The following is an 18060-nucleotide window of genomic DNA, read 5'->3' as shown; positions in this document are numbered from 1 at the left end:
AAGGGCCTATCATCTTATAAGTTCGGCACTTTTACGCTGCCCCCTGCCCAGCAGTTGAACGATACGGTCTTGCCCGCCATGCCCGAAGAGAAAATCATCTCTTTCGTTGGCGCCTTCGCATTATAACTGGCAGCCGATTGGTTTGCACTACCACTTAATGATGGGTCCACACGACCTGCCCTACTTGCCATATCGGCGGCTTTCCAATACATAGCCCTTTTCTCGAAAGGTGTGCCACCACAATCATTGGCACTGCTCGCATAAAGACTGGCGATCAACAAATAGGCCTTGCCATTACCCGAATTATAATCGATTGCAGATTGGGCATATTTTCTAGCCGTAGATTTGCTGCCTTTTCTTCTGTTGATTACGGCAACCTTATAGGCAATGTTCGATTTTTTATAGCTATCGGTCTCAAGGCTCAAAGCCTTGTCAAAATCTGCCAAAGCCCCCTGCGAATCACCATTCTTCATCTTAAGTGTACCGAGGTAAACATATACATCGGCCGAGGGATCCAATTTTGCCTGTACTTCGACCATTTGACTGAACAAGGGATCGTCTGTACATTCTTTACTGAACATTCTTCCGACCGCACGCTTAACCCATACCACATCGCTTTTCTTCTCTTCAAAATTCTTCTGATATAGTGGAATCAGGTTTTCACAGTTGGCCAAGTCTCCCAACTTCGAATCGATACTTCCGGCTATTTTACCAAATGATTCAGAATTTGTAGAAGCGGCTTTCAACACTTTCTTTTCTTTAGAGGTTATCGTGCCCAAAGAATCCTTTTCCAAAAGTTTGGGAAGCGCATCGTTATATTTTTTGATCTGCTCCTCTACTTTTTCGGTAACACCATCATATATATCAAAAACCTCTTGCAAATCTTTTTTGCCCCCCTTATGCAAATCTACCAAACTCGAGAAATACATATATAAGGCTTTTGGGTTATTAAAATTGGCCTTATCTTCATTAAAAGCCTGACCCAACATATTGTAGATCTCATCGTCGGAAATCATTTTGTTATCATACTTTAGAAGTACCTTGTCGGTGATAACACTGGCCTTATTGGCTTTCTTCGGAAAGTATTTTACACTATTGTCCCAAACACCGAACAATTCGTTAATAAATCCATCTTTATCGGCACCAGAGGATTTTTCGATCTTATACTTTAAAATGCGTTCGCCATAGGCGTAAATGGCCCAATTGGCATCAGGGCAATTCTCATAGACCATTTTCCATGGGGTATAGGCCGCATCATAATTTTTCACCTTTGCATGCTCTGAAAAAATAGAAAGGTTCGTCATGCATTCGGGGTTCTGTGCCTGGGCATTGCCCATTAACATGCATCCCATGAGCATCGTAACCGTAAAGTAAAGTTTCGTTTTCATACTATAATTTTTGCGTGGTCAATGTACTAAATTTTTATCAATTATCAATTTATCTTCCGCTTTCTGAACCATTGGTCGTTGAAAGACATTCCTATATTGATCTTAAAATAACTCTCTTCCAGCAAATCGGCCGAGGTCGTACCTCTTCTACCCAATTCAAAACCAAGGTTCATATTTGAAAAAGTTCTTCCTAACGGTAACCCAAGTCCAAAAGTTATGCCAAAGTTGTTTATATCGGTATTGTTGACGACCATACCTGTTTTGTCCAACCTTATGCCGGCACGGTAGGCAACCCTATTGAAATAGCCGTCAAAAGCCGCTTGATTTGGTATATAGAACCCGCCCAAAGCCAAAGAACTTGCATCTTTATATTCCAAATTTTCAACACCCAAAAAATCATTTGAAAACGAACTCATGCCCTGAAAGCTATATTCGGCACCCACGAACCACTTGCGGTGCTCACCATAACCAAGGCCAAAGGTGGCCGTAGTCGGAATCTTCAGTTCTGTTCTACGAAGTCCTTGCGCATCGAGATCCACATTCAACACTTCGATATCTTGACCGTTGACCAAGGAAAAAGAGCCGACCTTTTTGTTATTCTCCGCGGCCAGATTCGCTTGGGTATTAATTCTAAATGAGGCAACCAATTGGTATTTGTCCTTGAAAATCGGTGTATAGTTCAGGGCATAGTTGAAATCGACGCCGTTTATACGAGAGGTCCTTTCGTCCAAAGTGCCGAATTGAACCCCATCGACGCCTTGAATTCTTGTATACTCAAGTGTGCCGAAATTAAAATTGGCCGTAACCCCGACACTCCAATTTTTGGCAAATTGATAGCCCGTGGAAAGATAAACCCTATTGAGCCCGCCCGTACCTTCATATCGGTTCGTTACCAAAGAATCATTGCTCACCGAGGCCAGATTATAGCCAACTGCAGAATAGGGCATGACGCCAAAGCCCAGTCCCCATCCTTTCTTAAGGGAAAAAGCAAGCGACAAATATTCCAAGTTGGTCAATGTTGCACTTTGCTGTTCGGTATAACTCTTAAGGCGCAGCATCTTGTGAGACACCCCCGCGGCATAGGTGGTAATTCCAAAGTCTTCACCAAACTGAACACCCAATTTGCCCAAGGCCGCCGGATTTTTATGGTTTATATGAATACTATCGGCAAATAAACCAATGCCGCCCATCATCTGGTTCTCAACGGTACCTTTCGCTCGATTATCCCCAACACCAAAATACGAATAAGGCGAAACGGAACCTTCTTGTGCGCACAAGCCCGAAGTGACAAGGCACAACAGCATAAAACCAATCTTTTTTACCATCTATTTCTTATTGTATTCAAGCAAATAATTGAGCCCTAGAAGGAGAAATTTGGAATGGGCAAAGATGGTATTTTTTAACCGTTTAGACAAAATTTGGCTGTCACCACCTGTTAAAATAACTGTTAAATCTGAAAAACGGGAACGATATTGATCGATAACTCCGTCTATTTCGAGAGAAATACCGTTCAAAACCCCACTGTGAATGCTGGTCTCCGTAGAATTACCAATGAAGTCCAACAGTTCTTCAGGCTCCAACAAAGGTAGTTTTGACGTTTGTTCCGATAATGCCCTGTATCTCATATTCAACCCGGGCGAAATGGCCCCTCCCAGATATTCGCCATAATCGTTTATCATATCATAAGTTAAACAGGTACCGGCATCGAGCACCAAGGTATTGGCATTCGGATTCTCGTAAAAAGCCGCCGTTGCCAGGGCAATTCTGTCGACTCCCAAGGTCTGGGGCGTGGCGTACGAATTCTTGAAAGGAAACTTTGAGCTATGGCTCAAGACATGAACCTGACAAAAAACCGATAAAACAGCAAAATCTTTTTCACCCAAACTACCTACCGAAGAGACTATGGCATTATTAATTCTAGGAAATCTATTAAAAAGGTCCTTGATATGTAAGGCGACTTTTTCGATGGCAACGGTAGAATCGAACAATAGGGCATTTTTCTCAAATACCGCGAACTTTGCACGGCTATTTCCAACGTCTATAATAAGGTTCATGGGGCAAAGGTCTGTAAATTCAGAACAGCATCTGAAAAAACGAAGGCTTTTTTAGCGATTTTGTTTGATAATCCTAAATTTGAAATTATATTTGCAGCCCTTTTAAGCGATGTATCAAGGTCGCCAAAGTAGGTAAGGGTACCTTAGCTCAGTTGGTAGAGCAACGGACTGAAAATCCGTGTGTCCCTGGTTCGATTCCTGGAGGTACCACAAAAAATCCTTACGATATCGTAAGGATTTTTTTGTTTTGGGACTATATTGTACTGCAATAATACCAAGCGACTTGATTCTATTCGATTTAAATACCAAACTCAAAGATCTTCAAGATTATCTAATTTCGAAAGGTTGGCTACATTCGGAGGAGCAAATAAAATCTTTGGAGAAACCCGGTGAGGGCAATATGAACGTGGTCCTTCGCATCATTACGGATCAACGGTCATTTATTCTAAAACAATCGCGCCCCTATGTTGAGAAATACAAACAAATAGAGGCACCGTTGGACAGAATCGCCGTTGAATACAAGTTTTATGATATAATCCAAAACAATGCGCTTCATGCGCACATGCCTAAAATCTTAGGGTATGACGCCACAAATCACCTCTTGTTGTTAGAAGATCTTGGCAAGTGCGAAGACATGATTTCACTTTATCATGATGGGGATGTCAACAAAAAGATGCTTCAAAAATTGATTTTCATCCTCAGGATAATCCATCGAACAAAACCACCGAAAGATTTTCCTGAAAACTTTGCAATGCGCAAGTTGAACCACGAACATATATTCTCGCTACCCTTTAAGAAAGGCAATGGTTTTTCTTTGAGCGACATTCAACCGGGGCTACAAGAATTGTCGATGGCCTATAAAAAGGATGCGGCTTTGAAGAAGGTCATCAAAAACATAGGAAAGCGCTACCTTTCAAAGGGCAATACGCTGATCCACGGCGATTACTATCCCGGAAGCTGGATGACCGAAACCGAAAACCTTTATGTTATAGATCCCGAATTTGGGTTCGTAGGATTTGCCGAATTTGATCTAGGGGTCATGGCGGCCCATATGATAATGACTACGGGAAAGAAAAAATTCTTGAAACAAATTCTTTTGCAATATGACGGTGGCGTTGATCAAAAATTAGTGGCCCAAGTCGCGGGCATCGAAATTATGAGAAGGTTGATCGGGCTTGCCCAACTTCCGCTTGAAAGAACCCTTGAAGAAAAGGCAAAACTTTTAAAGAAGGCACGAAAAATGATCTTATCATGAACAAGAGAAAATATTTTTTCCTTCACGCGTTGTTCATTATTTTATTTCTTGTTTCATGCAAGAAAACCGCTTCAGAGATAAATCTCCCTTCGCCCGAAAAGAAGGTCTATGGGCATGATACTAAGTACTTAGATCAAGATACATATTACGATAAGGTGCTGGGCGCCCTGGCTGGATCGGCAATCGGTGATGCCATGGGGGCCTCTACCGAAATGTGGCATAGAAACGAAATACAACTAAACTACGGGTACATTACCGGGTTAACCCCTGCCGTGCGCGTACAATCGCCGGAAGGCACCTGGGACAATAACCTAGTGGCCGGGTCGACCACTGACGACACCCGCTGGAAATATTTTATGGTCAAATATTTTTCGCGGTTCGATGATAATTTGACCCCGCAGAACTTTGCGGACTTCATTACAGACTATTACGTTTCCCTAACCAAAGAGCTAGGTGATGCCCAATCGAACAAAAACCCGGATATTTTGGACGTTCGGATGGAAAAAATCGATTGGATCAAAGAATGGGCACGGGTCGCCTTGGCCTATCAAAAAGATGCGACAGAATACCAAAAGGCCATGCACCGCTTCTATGGCGGTGAAATGTCATGTGCAGGGCAGCTCTACACTCCCATGTTCGGTCTGCTGTCAAAAAACCCCGAATACGCCTATCGGATTGCCTACGACCATTCACTTTTTGACCTTGGCTATGCCAAGGATATTTCGGGCCTCGTGGCCGCCATGACCAATACCGCCATGTATTCCCAAAGTATCGATTCGATCTTGAATACGGCCATTTTTATCGACCCATTGGAATATAAGAACAGTAGATTGGTCGGTCGTATCAGTCAAAACATTCTGGATGCATCACGACGAACCGTTTTGGTCGCACGTAAAATCGAAATTCATGATTCACTAGATACCAATGGTTTGAAAGAACTCAGAATGCCACAAGGTTTTCCATATTCGACGGAAGAGTGGGTACAACAGAACAGGGTGTATTCTTTCTTGGAAAAAGAGGAAAAGGCAATTCCTTTCCATTCTGGAGAGATTTGGCAAATATTGGTCACCGCTCTGGAGTTCGGCCAAGGCGATTTTGAAAAAACCATGCAATTTATCGTCAATTACGGTCGTGATAATGATACAGTAGCCGCCGTGGCGGGAATGATTCTCGGCGCAAAAGACGGTTTTTCAAAATTACCTGTTGACCTGAGTACCGAAATATTGAGGGTGAACAAAGAGGTTTTGGGAATCGATCTTGAATCCTTGGCCAGAGAAATGACCGAAAACGCCTATCATTCGCAATAAACCGTTACCAAACACCCTTCACCTCGGCAATACCGAAGTTGTTCAACTTCATCAATGCATCGGAAGTATTGGTTATGACCATTTCATCGTAATCCGTATTCGGAAATACTTGGGCAGTCATACTATATTGGCCTTTGTTGATAAATATTTCTACGGAGGACCTGTCGGTTACGATCCGAAACTCGACTTCGCCATCTGGCAGATTATCGGCCGGCATTGTCATAATGTTTGTGAAATCTTCCTGAAAATCGATTTTTCCCGATCGACTTCGATCTATAAGGAATTCACCTACTTTTGAATCTAAACCCATAATGAGTTTTTCTTCATTTTGGTTCTTGAAGACCAGTTGAAAATCTCTGGAAGAAGTTGTAAACCGCATATCGGACTGCTGTAAACCTTTAAATGGAACAACTTCTTTATGGGCAGGTTCAATGACGACCTCTTTTTTCGAACCTTTCGTGACGACCTTCTCAAAGTTTTCGATTGGGTAACTGATCAATTCAAGGTTATCCCCGATTTTTTGCAAGGCCAAATTTCTGGGCAGGGTCATGGCACTACGCCATTTTTCCGTGGGAGTTTGATTTGCATAGTTCCAATTGCTCATCCAACCGATAAAAATTCGTTCGTCCTTGGGCGCATTGTTATAAGTCACTCCGGCATAATTGTCAGTGCCCCAATCGATCCAACGGTTCGATTTCTGATCTGAGGTAAAAGTATTGCCGTCAAAGTTTCCAATAAAGTATTGCGTACCACTGCCACCATTTGGCGCCCCGGGATTGATGCTTATCAACAGTACCCATTTCGTCTCATCGGTTCCTTCGATCTGGAGCTCGAACATATCAGGACACTCCCAAACGCCACCATGCGCCCCTTGTTCTTTGCCGAATTCACTTGTTTTTTTCCATTCTTTTAAATTCGAAGAGCTCCAAATTTGGAGATGGTCTCCGGCCACCAAAAGCATTTTCCATTGTTTTGTTTTATCATGCCAGAAAACCTTGGGGTCTCTGAAATCTTTTATTCCATCATTACCGATTACAGGATTGCCCTCATATTTCGTCCATGTATCCCCGTTATCGAGACTATAAGCGATCCCCTGCGTCTGATAATCATTTCGGCCATCTTTTTCTGCATCCGAGTTGTGGTAGGTAAAAATGGCGACCAAAGGCGGATTGTCTTCCGTGCCCAATCCCGAGGTGTTCTGTTCATCGAGAACGGCACTTCCCGAAAAAATATACCCATGCTCATCAGGAAACAGGGCAATGGGTTTATGGTTCCAATGAATCAAATCTTCGCTTGTAGCATGCCCCCAATGCATGGGGCCCCAAACGATGTCCTCTGGGTAATATTGATAAAAAAGATGAAAAATTCCGTCATTATATACAAGACCATTGGGGTCGTTCATCCATTTTTCCTCAGGTGTAAAATGAAATTGCGGACGGTGGGGTTCTGAGTAATATTCCACTTTAATCGTATTAGCGGTCGGTTCTTTTTGGGCTTTCTTATTTCTACATGATAATATCAATAAAGCAAGAAAGCAGAACTTTAAGGCATCCTTAATGTTCATATCCTATTCATTAAACGTTATCGAACTTTTCATTCAAGCCCCCCTAAAATAGTATCTTTATCGCTTTAATATGTGACGAACATGCGTTTTCTTTCATTTTTTTTACTTCTCTTGGTTTTCTGCCCGAACACTTTTTCACAGAAGAAGCTAGACAGGGTCTTGAAAAGGTTCAATAAAGAAAGTGTTCCTTATATACACGTCGAGGAACTTGCGAGAAGTGAAAATATACTTTTGTTGGATGCAAGGGAAAGGGAAGAATTCGAGGTCAGCCATCTTAAAAATGCCATTTGGGTAGGTCATAAGACTTTCAATATCGATTCACTTTCAAAGCCATTACCGAATAATAAAGAAAGTGAAATAGTGGTCTATTGCTCCATTGGGGTAAGATCTGAGAATATTGGCGAAAAGTTAATGAAGGCGGGGTTCACCAATGTCAAAAACCTTTATGGCGGCATTTTCGAATGGAAAAACAAGGGTTTTCCGATATATGATGGCACGGACAATGAAACCCAAAAAGTGCATGCCTTTAGTAAGCATTGGGGCAAACTGTTGACCAAGGGCGAGAAGGTCTACGGCAAAGAAGAAGTTTTAGAACCCTAGACCTGGTCTGAAAACAAAATTCCGAATATGGGTTTTATCCTTTCCAAGAAGAATGAAAAAGATCAAAAAACGGTCCACCTCAGTTTTGTCAACTCCAAAAGCCTGCTCATAATTTTCACCAGAAATCCTGAATTGGGCAAGTGCAAGACACGATTGGCAGCGACCATTGGCGATGAAGCGGCACTTCAAGTCTATAAATTTCTATTGGCCCATACCGTTAAAATAACATCGAATCTCAATATCGCAAAACAGGTGCATTATTCGGTCAAGGTGCGTGAAGATGATATTTGGGACAATTTGATATACGATAAAAAGCAACAGCAAGGCAAAGATCTGGGCGAGCGAATGGCCCACGCCTTTGAGGAAGGTTTCGCCTCGGGTTTCGAAAAAATCTGCATCATCGGAAGCGATATGTTCGATCTTGTACAAAACGATATCGAAGATGCCTTTCAGGGCCTGGACCATTCCGATTATGTGATCGGCCCAGCGGTCGACGGAGGGTATTATATGTTGGGAATGAAAAAATTCAACCCCATAATTTTTCAAAATAAAAAATGGGGTGCCGACACGGTCTATAAAGATACCATCAATGATTTGGAAGGAGAAAGCATATATATAAAAGAGGTACGCAACGATATCGACAGGTATGAAGATATTTCGCATGTTGCGGCTTTTCAACCATTTTTAAAACATCTATGAGAATAACAAAACAACACTTGGAAGAATCGGTCGCCTACCTTAGGCAAAAAGGCTTCGGCAAACCTGAAATCGGAATCGTACTGGGCACGGGATTGGGCAAGTTGGTAGATGAAATCGAAAATCCGGTAGAGGCCCATTATAACCACATTCCTTTTTTCCCCTTGGCGACGGTCGAATTCCATACCGGTAAACTTATTTACGGAACCATCGCCAATAAAAAAGTAGTGGTTATGCAAGGTCGCTTTCATCTTTATGAAGGTTACGATTTTATGGATGTCACCTATCCTATACGGGTCATGCACCTCTTGGGCATTGAGAGCTTGTTCATTTCGAATGCAGCCGGGGCCATCAACTTGGATTATAAAAAGGGAGAGATGATGTTGATCGAGGATCACATCAACTTGCAGGGCGGTTCCCCTTTGGCCTTTAAAAATGTTGCGGAATTCGGAGATCGATTTGTTGATATGATCGAACCCTACGATCCAAAAATGCGTAAACATCTAAAGGAAATAGCTACAAGGGAAGGTATCATTTTGAAAAGCGGCGTTTATGCTTCGGTAGTCGGTCCACAGTTGGAGACCAAGGCAGAATATCGCATGTTAAAAATATTGGGTGCCGACGCCGTAGGAATGAGTACGGTACCCGAAGTAATTGTTGCCAATCATTTACGACTACCCATCGTAGCCGTTTCGGTCTTGACCGATGAATGTGACCCCGACAACCTGCAACCGGTCAATATTCAGGAAATTATCGAAATAGCCGGAAGTACCGAACCTAACATGATAAAACTATTCATAGAATTAATCAAAGAAATATGAGCTATTTAGAAGCGACCAATAATCTTTATAAAGAAGCGGCGTTGACCCCTGATGTAGGGCTCTGCTGTACGACCAATCCGATATGGCAATTTCCGGGGCTTTCGATTCCGAAAATCATGCAAGAAATGAACTATGGCTGCGGAAGCACGGTCTCCGCCCAAGATCTGGTCAACGACCCCAAGGTGCTGTACGTTGGTGTTGGCGGTGGCATGGAACTTTTACAATTTGCTTACTTTTCTAGGCAAAAAGGAGGTGTTACAGGGGTCGACACCGTCGATGAAATGCTCGAGGCATCACGACAAAATTTTAAGGTCGCCGAAGATGAGAATGATTGGTTCAAAAGCGAGTTCGTCAACTTGGTCAAGGGCGATGCATTGAATCTTCCGATCGAAGATGAAAGTATCGATGTGGCCGCACAAAATTGCTTGTTCAATATTTTCAAAATGGACGACCTAAAAAAAGCGGTGGCCGAAATGTACCGCGTGCTCAAACCCCATGGCCGTCTGGTGATGAGCGATCCGACCTGTGAACAGCCCATGAACGAAACGTTGCGAAATGATGACAGGCTAAGGGCACTTTGCCTGAGCGGTAGCATTCCGATAAAAGACTATGTAAAAGTTTTGACCGATGCCGGGTTCGGCACGATCGAGATCAGGGCCAGAAAGTCGTACAGGGTGCTATCACCCAACCATTACCCGACGGAAGAACTGATATTTATTGAATCTATCGAGATCGCCGCGATCAAAGATCCCATGCCTGCCGATGGCCCTTGCATCTTTACGGGCAAAACGGCCATCTATTATGGTGATGCCGAATACTTCGATGACAACAATGGCCATGTGCTGTTGCAAAACCAACCTTTGGCGGTCTGCGACAAAACGGCGGCCGCCCTGGCAAAGGCGAGTGATGAAATACATATAAGTGAAAGTACTTGGCACTATGATGGTGGCGGGTGCTGTTAGCAATTGCAATTACTCTATGATAAGTATTATAATTCCTGTTATCAACGAGGAAATGTATCTTGGTCGTCTGTTGGAGTACTTAGGCCAACATACTTCAAAAAGTGAGGTCAGGGAGATTTTGGTAGTTGATGGTGGCAGTAACGATGATACGATAACTGTTGCAAAAAACTTTGGGGCCACTGTAATCGAATCGAAAAAAGGGCGTGCCAAACAAATGAATACCGGGGCCAAATTTGCTACTGGAGAGCTACTTTATTTTCTACATGTCGACACTTTTCCACCGCCGGACTTCACATATCGTATTTTACAGGCCCAAAAAAATGGAAGCGAGGCCGGTTGTTTCAGAATGCGCTTTGATAGCCAAAGCCGTTTCTTGAAGTTTTTTGCATGGTTTACCAGGATCAACCATCCGATTTGCCGCGGTGGGGACCAATCCCTTTTTATTTCCAAAGATCTTTTCGAAAAGACCAACGGCTTCAACGAGGCCTACATTATTTACGAAGATGTCGAATTTGTAGCGCGACTTTATTCAAAAACCGATTTCATGATATTGCCCCAATATGTGAAGACCTCGGCTCGAAAATACCGTAAAAAAGGTATGCTGCGCCTGCAATATCATTTTGGCATTATTCATTTGAAAAATTATCTGGGCGAAGGGCCTGAAAAACTATACGATTATTATCAGAGGAAAATTGCCTTATAATATCGCGTCAACGAAAACAAGGTTTTAGCGGATCGGTCCGATCTCGCCTCCTTCAAAATCCAAAAGAACACCTTCTGAAATCCATTTGGCAAGTGCCTGGCGATTATCGGGATCCAAAATTCTTCTTTGGTCTTTCTTGTTCCTGATATTTCCGATTTCTATAAAGGTCATTGCAGGGTGGGTCTTTTTGACCAAATAGAGTGAAGTCCGATCTTCGAAAGTACCCGTATAGGTTCGGTTCGGTTGGTACTTTTTATATTTTTTCTGAAAGGTCTTGTGAATACTTTCGGCCAATTTCTTTCCGTTCTTGCTCTTTTCATGATGATAGAAGAATACATCGATATTCTGTCCTTTGCTGCGGCTATCGACATGGGTTACGATTAATCGTTGAAATTGCCCAAGATGTTTTCTGTGAAGTTGGTTCACAATGTTTACCCGTTGTTTCAACCGCGCCAATTGATTTAATGGTATTGTCTTGCCTCCGTAGGCCACCTCATCATGGTCGATTTCTAAAATGCGATCGTCGCGAATGCCATCGTTTTCATCGCGAATAATTATGTACACGGTCGCACCATGGGCCAATAATTCCTTGGCCAATCTCAACGTAATATCATAGGCATATTCGTCTTCGGCAATGGCCTTGCCCGCATAGTTGGCCATTGCACCTGGATCAGGACCGCCATGGCCCGACACAAGATAATAGACCGCTCCTTTGAGCTTTTCGCTCTTTGGGAGAACCGTTTCATTGCCCTCTCCAAAAATCGAGTGGTACTCTCCCTCTATTTTCTTGATTTCCTTGGCCTGTCTTTCAAGCGAATCGACAACAACGACACTGTCATCCTCAATAAAGGGAATACGGTATATCCTACCTTCATAGAGATGCACACTATCACGCAGGTTATCTAGGTTCATGGCGATAAAGTCGTCATATCGCTCATAAGGATTCATTCCTTGTTTACGCAACAAGGAAAGAATACCATCACCCTTTTCGGCCGTAACCGTTATCAATGAATCTTGGGAAAAAGACAGGTTTATCCCAAAAATGGAAAGCACAAGAACGAAGCAAAAATCTTTATATAGCACTGAAAATGAAAATTGTTCTACACAAAGATTATCAAAAATACTGCCCAATTCCAAAAACGATGCCGTGGGAAGCATTTTTTGTTATGCCATACCCATAGTCTACCCTAAAAATGGCATTGAATATCTTCTTGTGGATAAACCGCAAACCGAGACCAGGATATACGCGAATGTTGTCATCGTCGCCAAAGTCGCCGAAATCACCCCCAGGATTTCGCCAAGAACCGGCATCGACAAAGACATTGCCCTGTAGCACGAACCAGTTGTCGTCGATCAAAGTATGCCTGTATTCACTGTTGAGCACAATGGCGCCGGTACCTCGGTCAATGGTATTGCCTACCCCTCTGATGTTTATATTGTTATCAACGGTAAAGGGTGCGAAAGGGGTTTTCATATTGCTGGCAAGGCCCAATCGTAAACGGTTTGCCCAGTTACCGCGTTGGCCAATACGCTCGAACCAAATAAAATCATTGAAACCGATCACGAATTCCGGTAGGTTTTCATTCTGACTCCCTACGTATTGTAGGTTCAAGCTACTTCGAAACCCATCTAAGTATTGATAGTGGTATTTCACATTATCATATTGATAGATAAGTTTGAAAAGGTGTTTATCGACATTGAGTTCCTGTGGAACATTCGGACTTATAGCACCATCAAGGTATGCATAGTCTTCGTTAAATAAGCTGACGCCAAGCTCGAACCGATTTTTGAAATTCATTTCGTAAAGCCCCATAAGTTCAAAACCTTTGTTATTGTACCGATAATCCGCAGTCGCATCATCAAAAAAAACGGGTTCACGGGTGGTCAGGTCCTTAAAATTCAGTTCGAGACCCAATTTATTGCTGAACAGGTACGGAGCGCGGATCTGCGCCCCAAAGGAATTGAAAACGTCATATTGGTAAAATGCGCCCAATGTAATGTTCCTTCCCAAAAAATTGAACTCCTGTAGACCTACCCGAAATGCGAACTCGCCGTTCGAGGAAGTATATACGTTCGCAAAAGGAATAAGGGTAAAATTTTCTTCAATATGATAGACCACCCTATTTTTTCCATCACCAGCGGGAAAAACCTCAAAATAGGCGTGGGCGACTGCGGGCAATCTTTTCAAGCGCTCCATATCTTTCTGAAGAAGGACCGAATCTAAAACCATACCTGTCTTTGTCTCGACAAGCCTTTGAAGAAAATCAGACCTTGTTCTTTCTGCCCCGGCAAAGCCCAAATCATCCACTATCGACTGTTGTGCCGTACAAAAGCAAGTAATGAGAAATAGTAAGTAAGACAGAAAAGTTCTGAACATCATGCACTTTTAATGTACCCAACCCGGATTACATGGTTATGGCCTCAAAGATAGCCTTTGATCTCTACAAAAGAACCACGAAAAAGAAAGCCGAAGCCGACTATTCGGATCTATAATATCTGCTAAGGACTTCTTGGGCAGGTTTATTTTGCGGGGTAAAACGATTATTTTGGTCGCCGCCTACTTCTTTGTGCCTGATGAACCATTTCCAGACATAACCCCCGGCGAACCAATCCTCTTTCCAGAATTCCTCAAAAATTGCCGTAAGGGCGTTGGCCTGGGCGACCAAATTTACCTTTTCATCATGAAGATCCACCAACCAAGGTTTTTTGGCGGTATAGTCCATACTGCGATACCCATATTCGGTAAAAAGTACAGGCCTGTTCTTTTCATCTGAAAGTGCAGCGATTTTTTCCTTCCAAGGTTTCCAGCCCAACTTTAATTGCCCGATAGAAGGCGTTATTTCTTCAGACAAGGGAAAATAAGCATCAATACCTATGTAATCTAAATCTTCCCAAAAAGGGGTTCTGGCGTACTCGTCCCAATTGGCCGCATAGGTGAGCTTTCCTTTATAAATTTCCCGAATTTTTCGGATTAGCCGTTTCCAGTACCCCGGCCTGTTTTTTACAAATTGTTCCAATTCGGTGCCGATACAGAATATATCGGCATCTGCCTCTTGCGCGGTCTGGGCATAATTGAGAATAAATTTTTCGTAGGAAGCTTCCAGTGCCTGCCAAGACTCCTCCGATTTCATGGCCATGGTTCCGGTAAATTCTCCATGTGAAATCCATATATGGGGTTTAAGCATAACCTTGATTCCGTTTTTATGCAACATTTCGATATACTGCAGGGCACCCCTTTTGGTCTCACCGAACCACTGCCTATCGGTATCGAAAACAATATTTGGCGAATCGACATCCCTAATGAAGCCAAAAGGCATGATGGCCGCATGGTTCGCGTTAACTTTGACCACCTCATCGATATGCCCTTGGGCCACTTCTTCCCGGGAGGCCACAAAACTGACTCCGTTGATTTTCCCAACACCTTGTCCGGAACAAGAAAATTGGAGGATACACAATATTAGAAGGGCAATCTTTTTCATTGAAAGCATTTGGACTTCTAAAATAGGCCATTTTGCCGTATCGTTAAAAAATAGCACGGAGGCCCAGATTAAAAGTTTGTCCAAGGCCTGAATTATTACCTCTCAGAAAATTGGTGTAAAGCAGCTCCAGGTTAAGTGCGCTTGACAACTGATATTTGGCACCCCCTCCCATTGCCGTATAATTTTGTGAAAAGTTATTGCCCAAGTCGATTCGTTGTGAATGCTGCGCCAAGGCCAGAACCGTAAATTTCGAGCTCGGAAAATAACTTAAAAAAAGACCGGGGGTCAAATTCAAACTATTGTTGGCGAAACTCTCACCGGCCTTACCGAAACTCAATTCTGAATTCAGCTCGCTGAACAATTGCCATTTGTTATCAGAAAAAGTGTAGTCGTAAAAAAAACGGTTCTGCCAGATATATCCCTTCTGGTCTAGAAATACTCCGTTTTCGGTCTCATTATCCACAAGAGGAATAAAAAAGGAGCTTTGAATCGAAAAATTACTGATCGACGCAATAGGAACGAATTTAACCGACGGGGCGATCGAGGTGATTCCCGAACGCGCCGTACCCTCATCGCCATCGAACTTGAAAACATCGAAGGCCGACCGGTCTTTCACGACATTGCTCCGTACTTCGACAATGGCACCGATATTCCATCTTTTATTTTCGCCAACTCCCGTGTAAGTTTCAAGGGTCGAGGTAAAAAAAGTAGCTCTGGGAATTCTACCTATTTCAAAAGTACTTCTTGTCTCGGTATAAAGGTTGTTGAACCATTTAAGATCCCATTGGCCCTTACCGATCAGTTTTGAAGGTGTGTATTGTTGAATGTTACTTTGTCTTTGCGTCGTATTGGGGTCATCTTGCGAGAAGATATTCAAAGCGGCCAAAAGTGCCATTAGAAGAAATAGGTTTCCTTTTTTTATATTCATGATACTATTTAAAATTGAAACTTAATTTTATTTTGAGCCGTTCAACGACCAGTCATAGGGATAGTAAGACACTTTGACCTTTTCAGGTAGTTTTTCAGATCTGTATTTGTTAATGAAATCAACGAGGCTTTGCCCGTCTTGGGTAAAATCACCCTTGTACCACTCAAAAATCTGTGAGATCTTTACCTTATTTTTATTTACTTGGATGAAATTCGGGTCATTCAGGGCAGATTTGGTCTGGGTTTCCAATTGAGCGTCCAACGTCTCGGGTTTATAGGCCGATGCAATGATCGGCGGGCAGCCCAATCCCCCACAGACCAGAACAAAATGAAATCGCGGTTCTTCAGGAAAAACCGCCCGTAGGCGTTTGTTCTCGATATCGTTCAATGTAATGGTTTCGCCCGCTATCGTATGTTTTGTCTTATCGAAAAAACCGCTGACATCCAATGGGGATTTTAGGGGATAATTCTCAACAATGCCCTTAATCACCAAAAGATTATATCCATTGATCCAAAATGCTTGATATTCCTCTTTGTTTTTACTGCTAGGGGCTATTTTTTCGGCCATATCCAACAACTCGTTCAATTGCGAACTATTATCCTTAATGGCTTTGTAATCTACCCGTCCGTCTTTGACATGGGTCTTTAAAAAGGTATCGGCACTAAGAAAAAAATCCGATGTGCCCTGAGCATGGCCGTATGATAGGGCTAAAAAACAAAACAATACCAAAAAAATAGATTTTCTCATCTTAGCGCATATTAATGAAATCAACGCCTTCTTGGTCGAACTGTGCAAGACAATCTTACAGTTTCAAAATCCGGGCCATTTTAGAACGCAAATGACATTAAAAAGTATCACAGATCTATAACGAACCCAATCTATTGTTAAAGAATTAAGTTCTTACCTTTAATCGCGACAGAGGTTTAAACTTCAAAACATTTAAATGGAGCATATCGTTATCATAGGAAATGGCATTGCCGGAATCACCGCGGCCAGGCACATCAGAAAACTTTCTGACAAAAAAACTACCATCATATCCTCAGAGACCGATTTCTTCTTTTCACGCACTGCGCTCATGTATGTGTACATGGGCCACATGAAGTTCGAACATACACAACCCTATGAAAACTGGTTCTGGAAAAAGAACCGCATCGATTTGGTCAAGGGTTATGTAACCCAGGTCGACCACAAGGATAAAAATCTTGTTTTAAAGGATGGGAGGCAAATACCATACGATAAACTGATTATCGCCACGGGTTCAAAACCGAACAAATTCGGTTGGCCGGGACAAGATCTGGACGGCGTACAAGGACTCTATTCAAAACAGGATCTCGACCAACTGGAAATCAACGCGCCAAATAAAGAAGTTTGCAAACGGGCGGTAATCGTCGGGGGCGGCCTCATCGGAATCGAACTTGCCGAGATGCTGAGAAGTCGTGATATACCCGTCACTTTTTTGGTTCGTGAAAGTAGTTTTTGGAACGGTGTATTGCCCAAGGGAGAGTCAGAGATGATCAACGAGCATATCTTGGAGCATCATATCGATTTGCGATTGTCGACCAATTTGGCCGAAATCAGCGCAGATGAAAACGGAAGGGCAAAAGCTGTCATTACCGATAAAGGCGACACCATTGAATGCAATGTGGTTGGTTTGACCGCTGGGGTATCTCCCAATATCGCTTTTCTTAAGGATTCGGGTATCGAACTCGGCCGGGGCGTAAAGGTCGATCGTTTCTTAAAAACCAATATTCCTGATGTTTATGCCATAGGCGACTGCGCCGAACAGCATGAAGCTATCGGAAACCGTCGCCCCGTTGAAGCGGTCTGGTATACCGGGAGAATGATGGGCGAAACGGTGGCGCAGACCATTTGTGGAAATGGAAGACCTTATAATCCTGGTCATTGGTTCAACTCGGCCAAATTTCTAGATATCGAATACCAGACCTATGGCTGGGTTTTCAGCGAAAAAAACATGAAAGAAAACGAGAGACATTTTCATTGGCGCCACCCAAAAGATTATTGCTGTATAACAGTGGCATTTGACAAAAACACCAGAAGATTTTTGGGCATCAATTCATTCGGAATTCGCATGCGACACGAAATCTTTGACCGCTGGTTGACCGAAGAACGAAATATCGATCATGTTATGGAATTTTTGAAAGATGCCAATTTCGACCCGGAATTCTATGCACAATACGAAAAAGAAATCGTATCAAAGTTCAATTCAGAATTTGGTACGAACATCATCCCCAAGAAAAAAAGTTGGAGACGAATTTTTGAAAAAGCAAAATAATCGACCATAG

17 protein-coding genes and 1 tRNA gene are annotated in these 18060 nt (G+C 42.8%); 9 read left to right on the top strand and 9 right to left on the bottom strand.

What is annotated here, in order from left to right; all coding sequences use genetic code 11:
* Positions 1-14: 14 nt before the first annotated feature.
* Genes ACEZ3G_RS08480 through ACEZ3G_RS08470 form a run of 3 tightly spaced genes read right to left on the bottom strand, consistent with a single transcriptional unit; the run spans position 15 to position 3442 of the window.
* Positions 15-1388: a hypothetical protein gene (locus tag ACEZ3G_RS08480; protein WP_432425008.1), complete on the bottom strand. Its 1374-nt coding sequence runs from the start codon at positions 1386-1388 to the stop codon at positions 15-17.
* Between the two features lie 44 nt (positions 1389-1432).
* Positions 1433-2713, bottom strand: coding sequence for a hypothetical protein (locus ACEZ3G_RS08475; protein ID WP_432425007.1), 1281 nt, complete (start codon positions 2711-2713; stop codon positions 1433-1435).
* On the bottom strand, positions 2714-3442 hold the full coding sequence (locus tag ACEZ3G_RS08470) for a type III pantothenate kinase (RefSeq protein WP_432425006.1): 729 nt from the start codon (positions 3440-3442) through the stop codon (positions 2714-2716).
* A gap of 137 nt (positions 3443-3579) precedes the next feature.
* On the opposite strand from ACEZ3G_RS08470, the gene ACEZ3G_RS08465 reads away from it, so the two are divergent.
* The 3 genes from ACEZ3G_RS08465 (at position 3580) to ACEZ3G_RS08455 (ending at position 6004) form a co-directional block, all read left to right on the top strand.
* Positions 3580-3652 (top strand) — tRNA-Phe (locus tag ACEZ3G_RS08465).
* A gap of 73 nt (positions 3653-3725) precedes the next feature.
* Positions 3726-4697 (top strand): phosphotransferase, encoded by a 972-nt coding sequence (locus ACEZ3G_RS08460; protein WP_432425005.1) that lies wholly within the window; start codon positions 3726-3728, stop codon positions 4695-4697.
* Complete coding sequence (locus tag ACEZ3G_RS08455; RefSeq protein WP_432425004.1) at positions 4694-6004, top strand: ADP-ribosylglycohydrolase family protein; 1311 nt, start codon at positions 4694-4696, stop codon at positions 6002-6004. The genes ACEZ3G_RS08460 and ACEZ3G_RS08455 overlap by 4 nt, the downstream gene beginning before the upstream one ends.
* 4 nt (positions 6005-6008) lie before the next feature.
* On the opposite strand, the gene ACEZ3G_RS08450 is transcribed toward ACEZ3G_RS08455, so the two are convergent.
* Positions 6009-7568, bottom strand: a complete 1560-nt coding sequence (locus ACEZ3G_RS08450) for a glycoside hydrolase family 32 protein (protein WP_432425003.1) — start codon at positions 7566-7568, stop codon at positions 6009-6011.
* An 81-nt stretch (positions 7569-7649) separates the two neighbouring features.
* Here ACEZ3G_RS08450 and ACEZ3G_RS08445 point away from each other — a divergent pair, with 81 nt between their 5' ends.
* Genes ACEZ3G_RS08445 through ACEZ3G_RS08425 form a run of 5 tightly spaced genes read left to right on the top strand, consistent with a single transcriptional unit; the run spans position 7650 to position 11350 of the window.
* On the top strand, positions 7650-8168 hold the full coding sequence (locus ACEZ3G_RS08445) for a rhodanese-like domain-containing protein (RefSeq protein ID WP_432425002.1): 519 nt from the start codon (positions 7650-7652) through the stop codon (positions 8166-8168).
* Positions 8169-8195: 27 nt separating this feature from the next.
* Complete coding sequence (locus tag ACEZ3G_RS08440) at positions 8196-8867, top strand: TIGR04282 family arsenosugar biosynthesis glycosyltransferase (protein ID WP_432425001.1); 672 nt, start codon at positions 8196-8198, stop codon at positions 8865-8867.
* 2 nt (positions 8868-8869) lie between these two features.
* Positions 8870-9685: a purine-nucleoside phosphorylase gene (locus tag ACEZ3G_RS08435; RefSeq protein ID WP_432425167.1), complete on the top strand. Its 816-nt coding sequence runs from the start codon at positions 8870-8872 to the stop codon at positions 9683-9685.
* Positions 9682-10647 (top strand): arsenosugar biosynthesis arsenite methyltransferase ArsM, encoded by a 966-nt coding sequence (arsM, locus tag ACEZ3G_RS08430; protein WP_432425000.1) that lies wholly within the window; start codon positions 9682-9684, stop codon positions 10645-10647. Before ACEZ3G_RS08435 ends, arsM begins: the two co-directional genes overlap by 4 nt.
* A gap of 16 nt (positions 10648-10663) precedes the next feature.
* Complete coding sequence (locus ACEZ3G_RS08425; protein WP_432424999.1) at positions 10664-11350, top strand: TIGR04283 family arsenosugar biosynthesis glycosyltransferase; 687 nt, start codon at positions 10664-10666, stop codon at positions 11348-11350.
* 24 nt (positions 11351-11374) lie between these two features.
* On the opposite strand, the gene ACEZ3G_RS08420 is transcribed toward ACEZ3G_RS08425, so the two are convergent.
* The 5 genes from ACEZ3G_RS08420 to ACEZ3G_RS08400 form a co-directional block, all read right to left on the bottom strand.
* Positions 11375-12508: an N-acetylmuramoyl-L-alanine amidase family protein gene (locus ACEZ3G_RS08420; protein WP_432424998.1), complete on the bottom strand. Its 1134-nt coding sequence runs from the start codon at positions 12506-12508 to the stop codon at positions 11375-11377.
* Positions 12465-13727: an outer membrane protein assembly factor gene (locus ACEZ3G_RS08415; protein ID WP_432424997.1), complete on the bottom strand. Its 1263-nt coding sequence runs from the start codon at positions 13725-13727 to the stop codon at positions 12465-12467. Before ACEZ3G_RS08415 ends, ACEZ3G_RS08420 begins: the two co-directional genes overlap by 44 nt.
* 100 nt (positions 13728-13827) lie before the next feature.
* Entirely contained in the window at positions 13828-14829 is a 1002-nt protein-coding gene (locus ACEZ3G_RS08410; RefSeq protein WP_432424996.1) for a glycoside hydrolase family 113, read from the bottom strand.
* 43 nt (positions 14830-14872) lie between these two features.
* Positions 14873-15757, bottom strand: coding sequence for a hypothetical protein (locus tag ACEZ3G_RS08405; protein ID WP_432424995.1), 885 nt, complete (start codon positions 15755-15757; stop codon positions 14873-14875).
* A gap of 27 nt (positions 15758-15784) precedes the next feature.
* Entirely contained in the window at positions 15785-16504 is a 720-nt protein-coding gene (locus ACEZ3G_RS08400) for a DUF547 domain-containing protein (RefSeq protein ID WP_432424994.1), read from the bottom strand.
* Between the two features lie 196 nt (positions 16505-16700).
* Between ACEZ3G_RS08400 and ACEZ3G_RS08395 the strand changes: the two genes are divergently transcribed.
* Positions 16701-18050 carry an NAD(P)/FAD-dependent oxidoreductase gene (locus tag ACEZ3G_RS08395; RefSeq protein WP_432424993.1) on the top strand — a complete coding sequence of 450 codons (1350 nt, stop codon included), beginning with the start codon at positions 16701-16703 and terminating at the stop codon, positions 18048-18050.
* Positions 18051-18060: the final 10 nt, after the last annotated feature.

Source organism: Meishania litoralis (assembly GCF_042611095.1).
Taxonomy (GTDB): domain Bacteria; phylum Bacteroidota; class Bacteroidia; order Flavobacteriales; family Flavobacteriaceae; genus Meishania; species Meishania litoralis.
Note: the sequence above shows the minus strand (reverse complement) of the source record. Positions and strands in the feature narration are given on the sequence as shown.

Excerpts from the sequence above, each read along its gene's own strand:
- ACEZ3G_RS08480 (WP_432425008.1), bottom strand. The coding sequence starts at position 1,388 with ATGAAAACGAAACTTTACTTTACGGTTACGATGCTCATGGGATGCATG.
- ACEZ3G_RS08475 (WP_432425007.1), bottom strand. The coding sequence starts at position 2,713 with ATGGTAAAAAAGATTGGTTTTATGCTGTTGTGCCTTGTCACTTCGGGC.
- ACEZ3G_RS08470 (WP_432425006.1), bottom strand. The coding sequence starts at position 3,442 with ATGAACCTTATTATAGACGTTGGAAATAGCCGTGCAAAGTTCGCGGTA.
- ACEZ3G_RS08455 (WP_432425004.1), top strand. The coding sequence starts at position 4,694 with ATGAACAAGAGAAAATATTTTTTCCTTCACGCGTTGTTCATTATTTTA.
- ACEZ3G_RS08450 (WP_432425003.1), bottom strand. The coding sequence starts at position 7,568 with ATGAACATTAAGGATGCCTTAAAGTTCTGCTTTCTTGCTTTATTGATA.
- ACEZ3G_RS08445 (WP_432425002.1), top strand. The coding sequence starts at position 7,650 with ATGCGTTTTCTTTCATTTTTTTTACTTCTCTTGGTTTTCTGCCCGAAC.
- ACEZ3G_RS08440 (WP_432425001.1), top strand. The coding sequence starts at position 8,196 with ATGGGTTTTATCCTTTCCAAGAAGAATGAAAAAGATCAAAAAACGGTC.
- arsM (WP_432425000.1), top strand. The coding sequence starts at position 9,682 with ATGAGCTATTTAGAAGCGACCAATAATCTTTATAAAGAAGCGGCGTTG.
- ACEZ3G_RS08425 (WP_432424999.1), top strand. The coding sequence starts at position 10,664 with ATGATAAGTATTATAATTCCTGTTATCAACGAGGAAATGTATCTTGGT.
- ACEZ3G_RS08420 (WP_432424998.1), bottom strand. The coding sequence starts at position 12,508 with ATGCTTCCCACGGCATCGTTTTTGGAATTGGGCAGTATTTTTGATAAT.
- ACEZ3G_RS08415 (WP_432424997.1), bottom strand. The coding sequence starts at position 13,727 with ATGTTCAGAACTTTTCTGTCTTACTTACTATTTCTCATTACTTGCTTT.
- ACEZ3G_RS08410 (WP_432424996.1), bottom strand. The coding sequence starts at position 14,829 with ATGAAAAAGATTGCCCTTCTAATATTGTGTATCCTCCAATTTTCTTGT.
- ACEZ3G_RS08405 (WP_432424995.1), bottom strand. The coding sequence starts at position 15,757 with ATGAATATAAAAAAAGGAAACCTATTTCTTCTAATGGCACTTTTGGCC.
- ACEZ3G_RS08400 (WP_432424994.1), bottom strand. The coding sequence starts at position 16,504 with ATGAGAAAATCTATTTTTTTGGTATTGTTTTGTTTTTTAGCCCTATCA.
- ACEZ3G_RS08395 (WP_432424993.1), top strand. The coding sequence starts at position 16,701 with ATGGAGCATATCGTTATCATAGGAAATGGCATTGCCGGAATCACCGCG.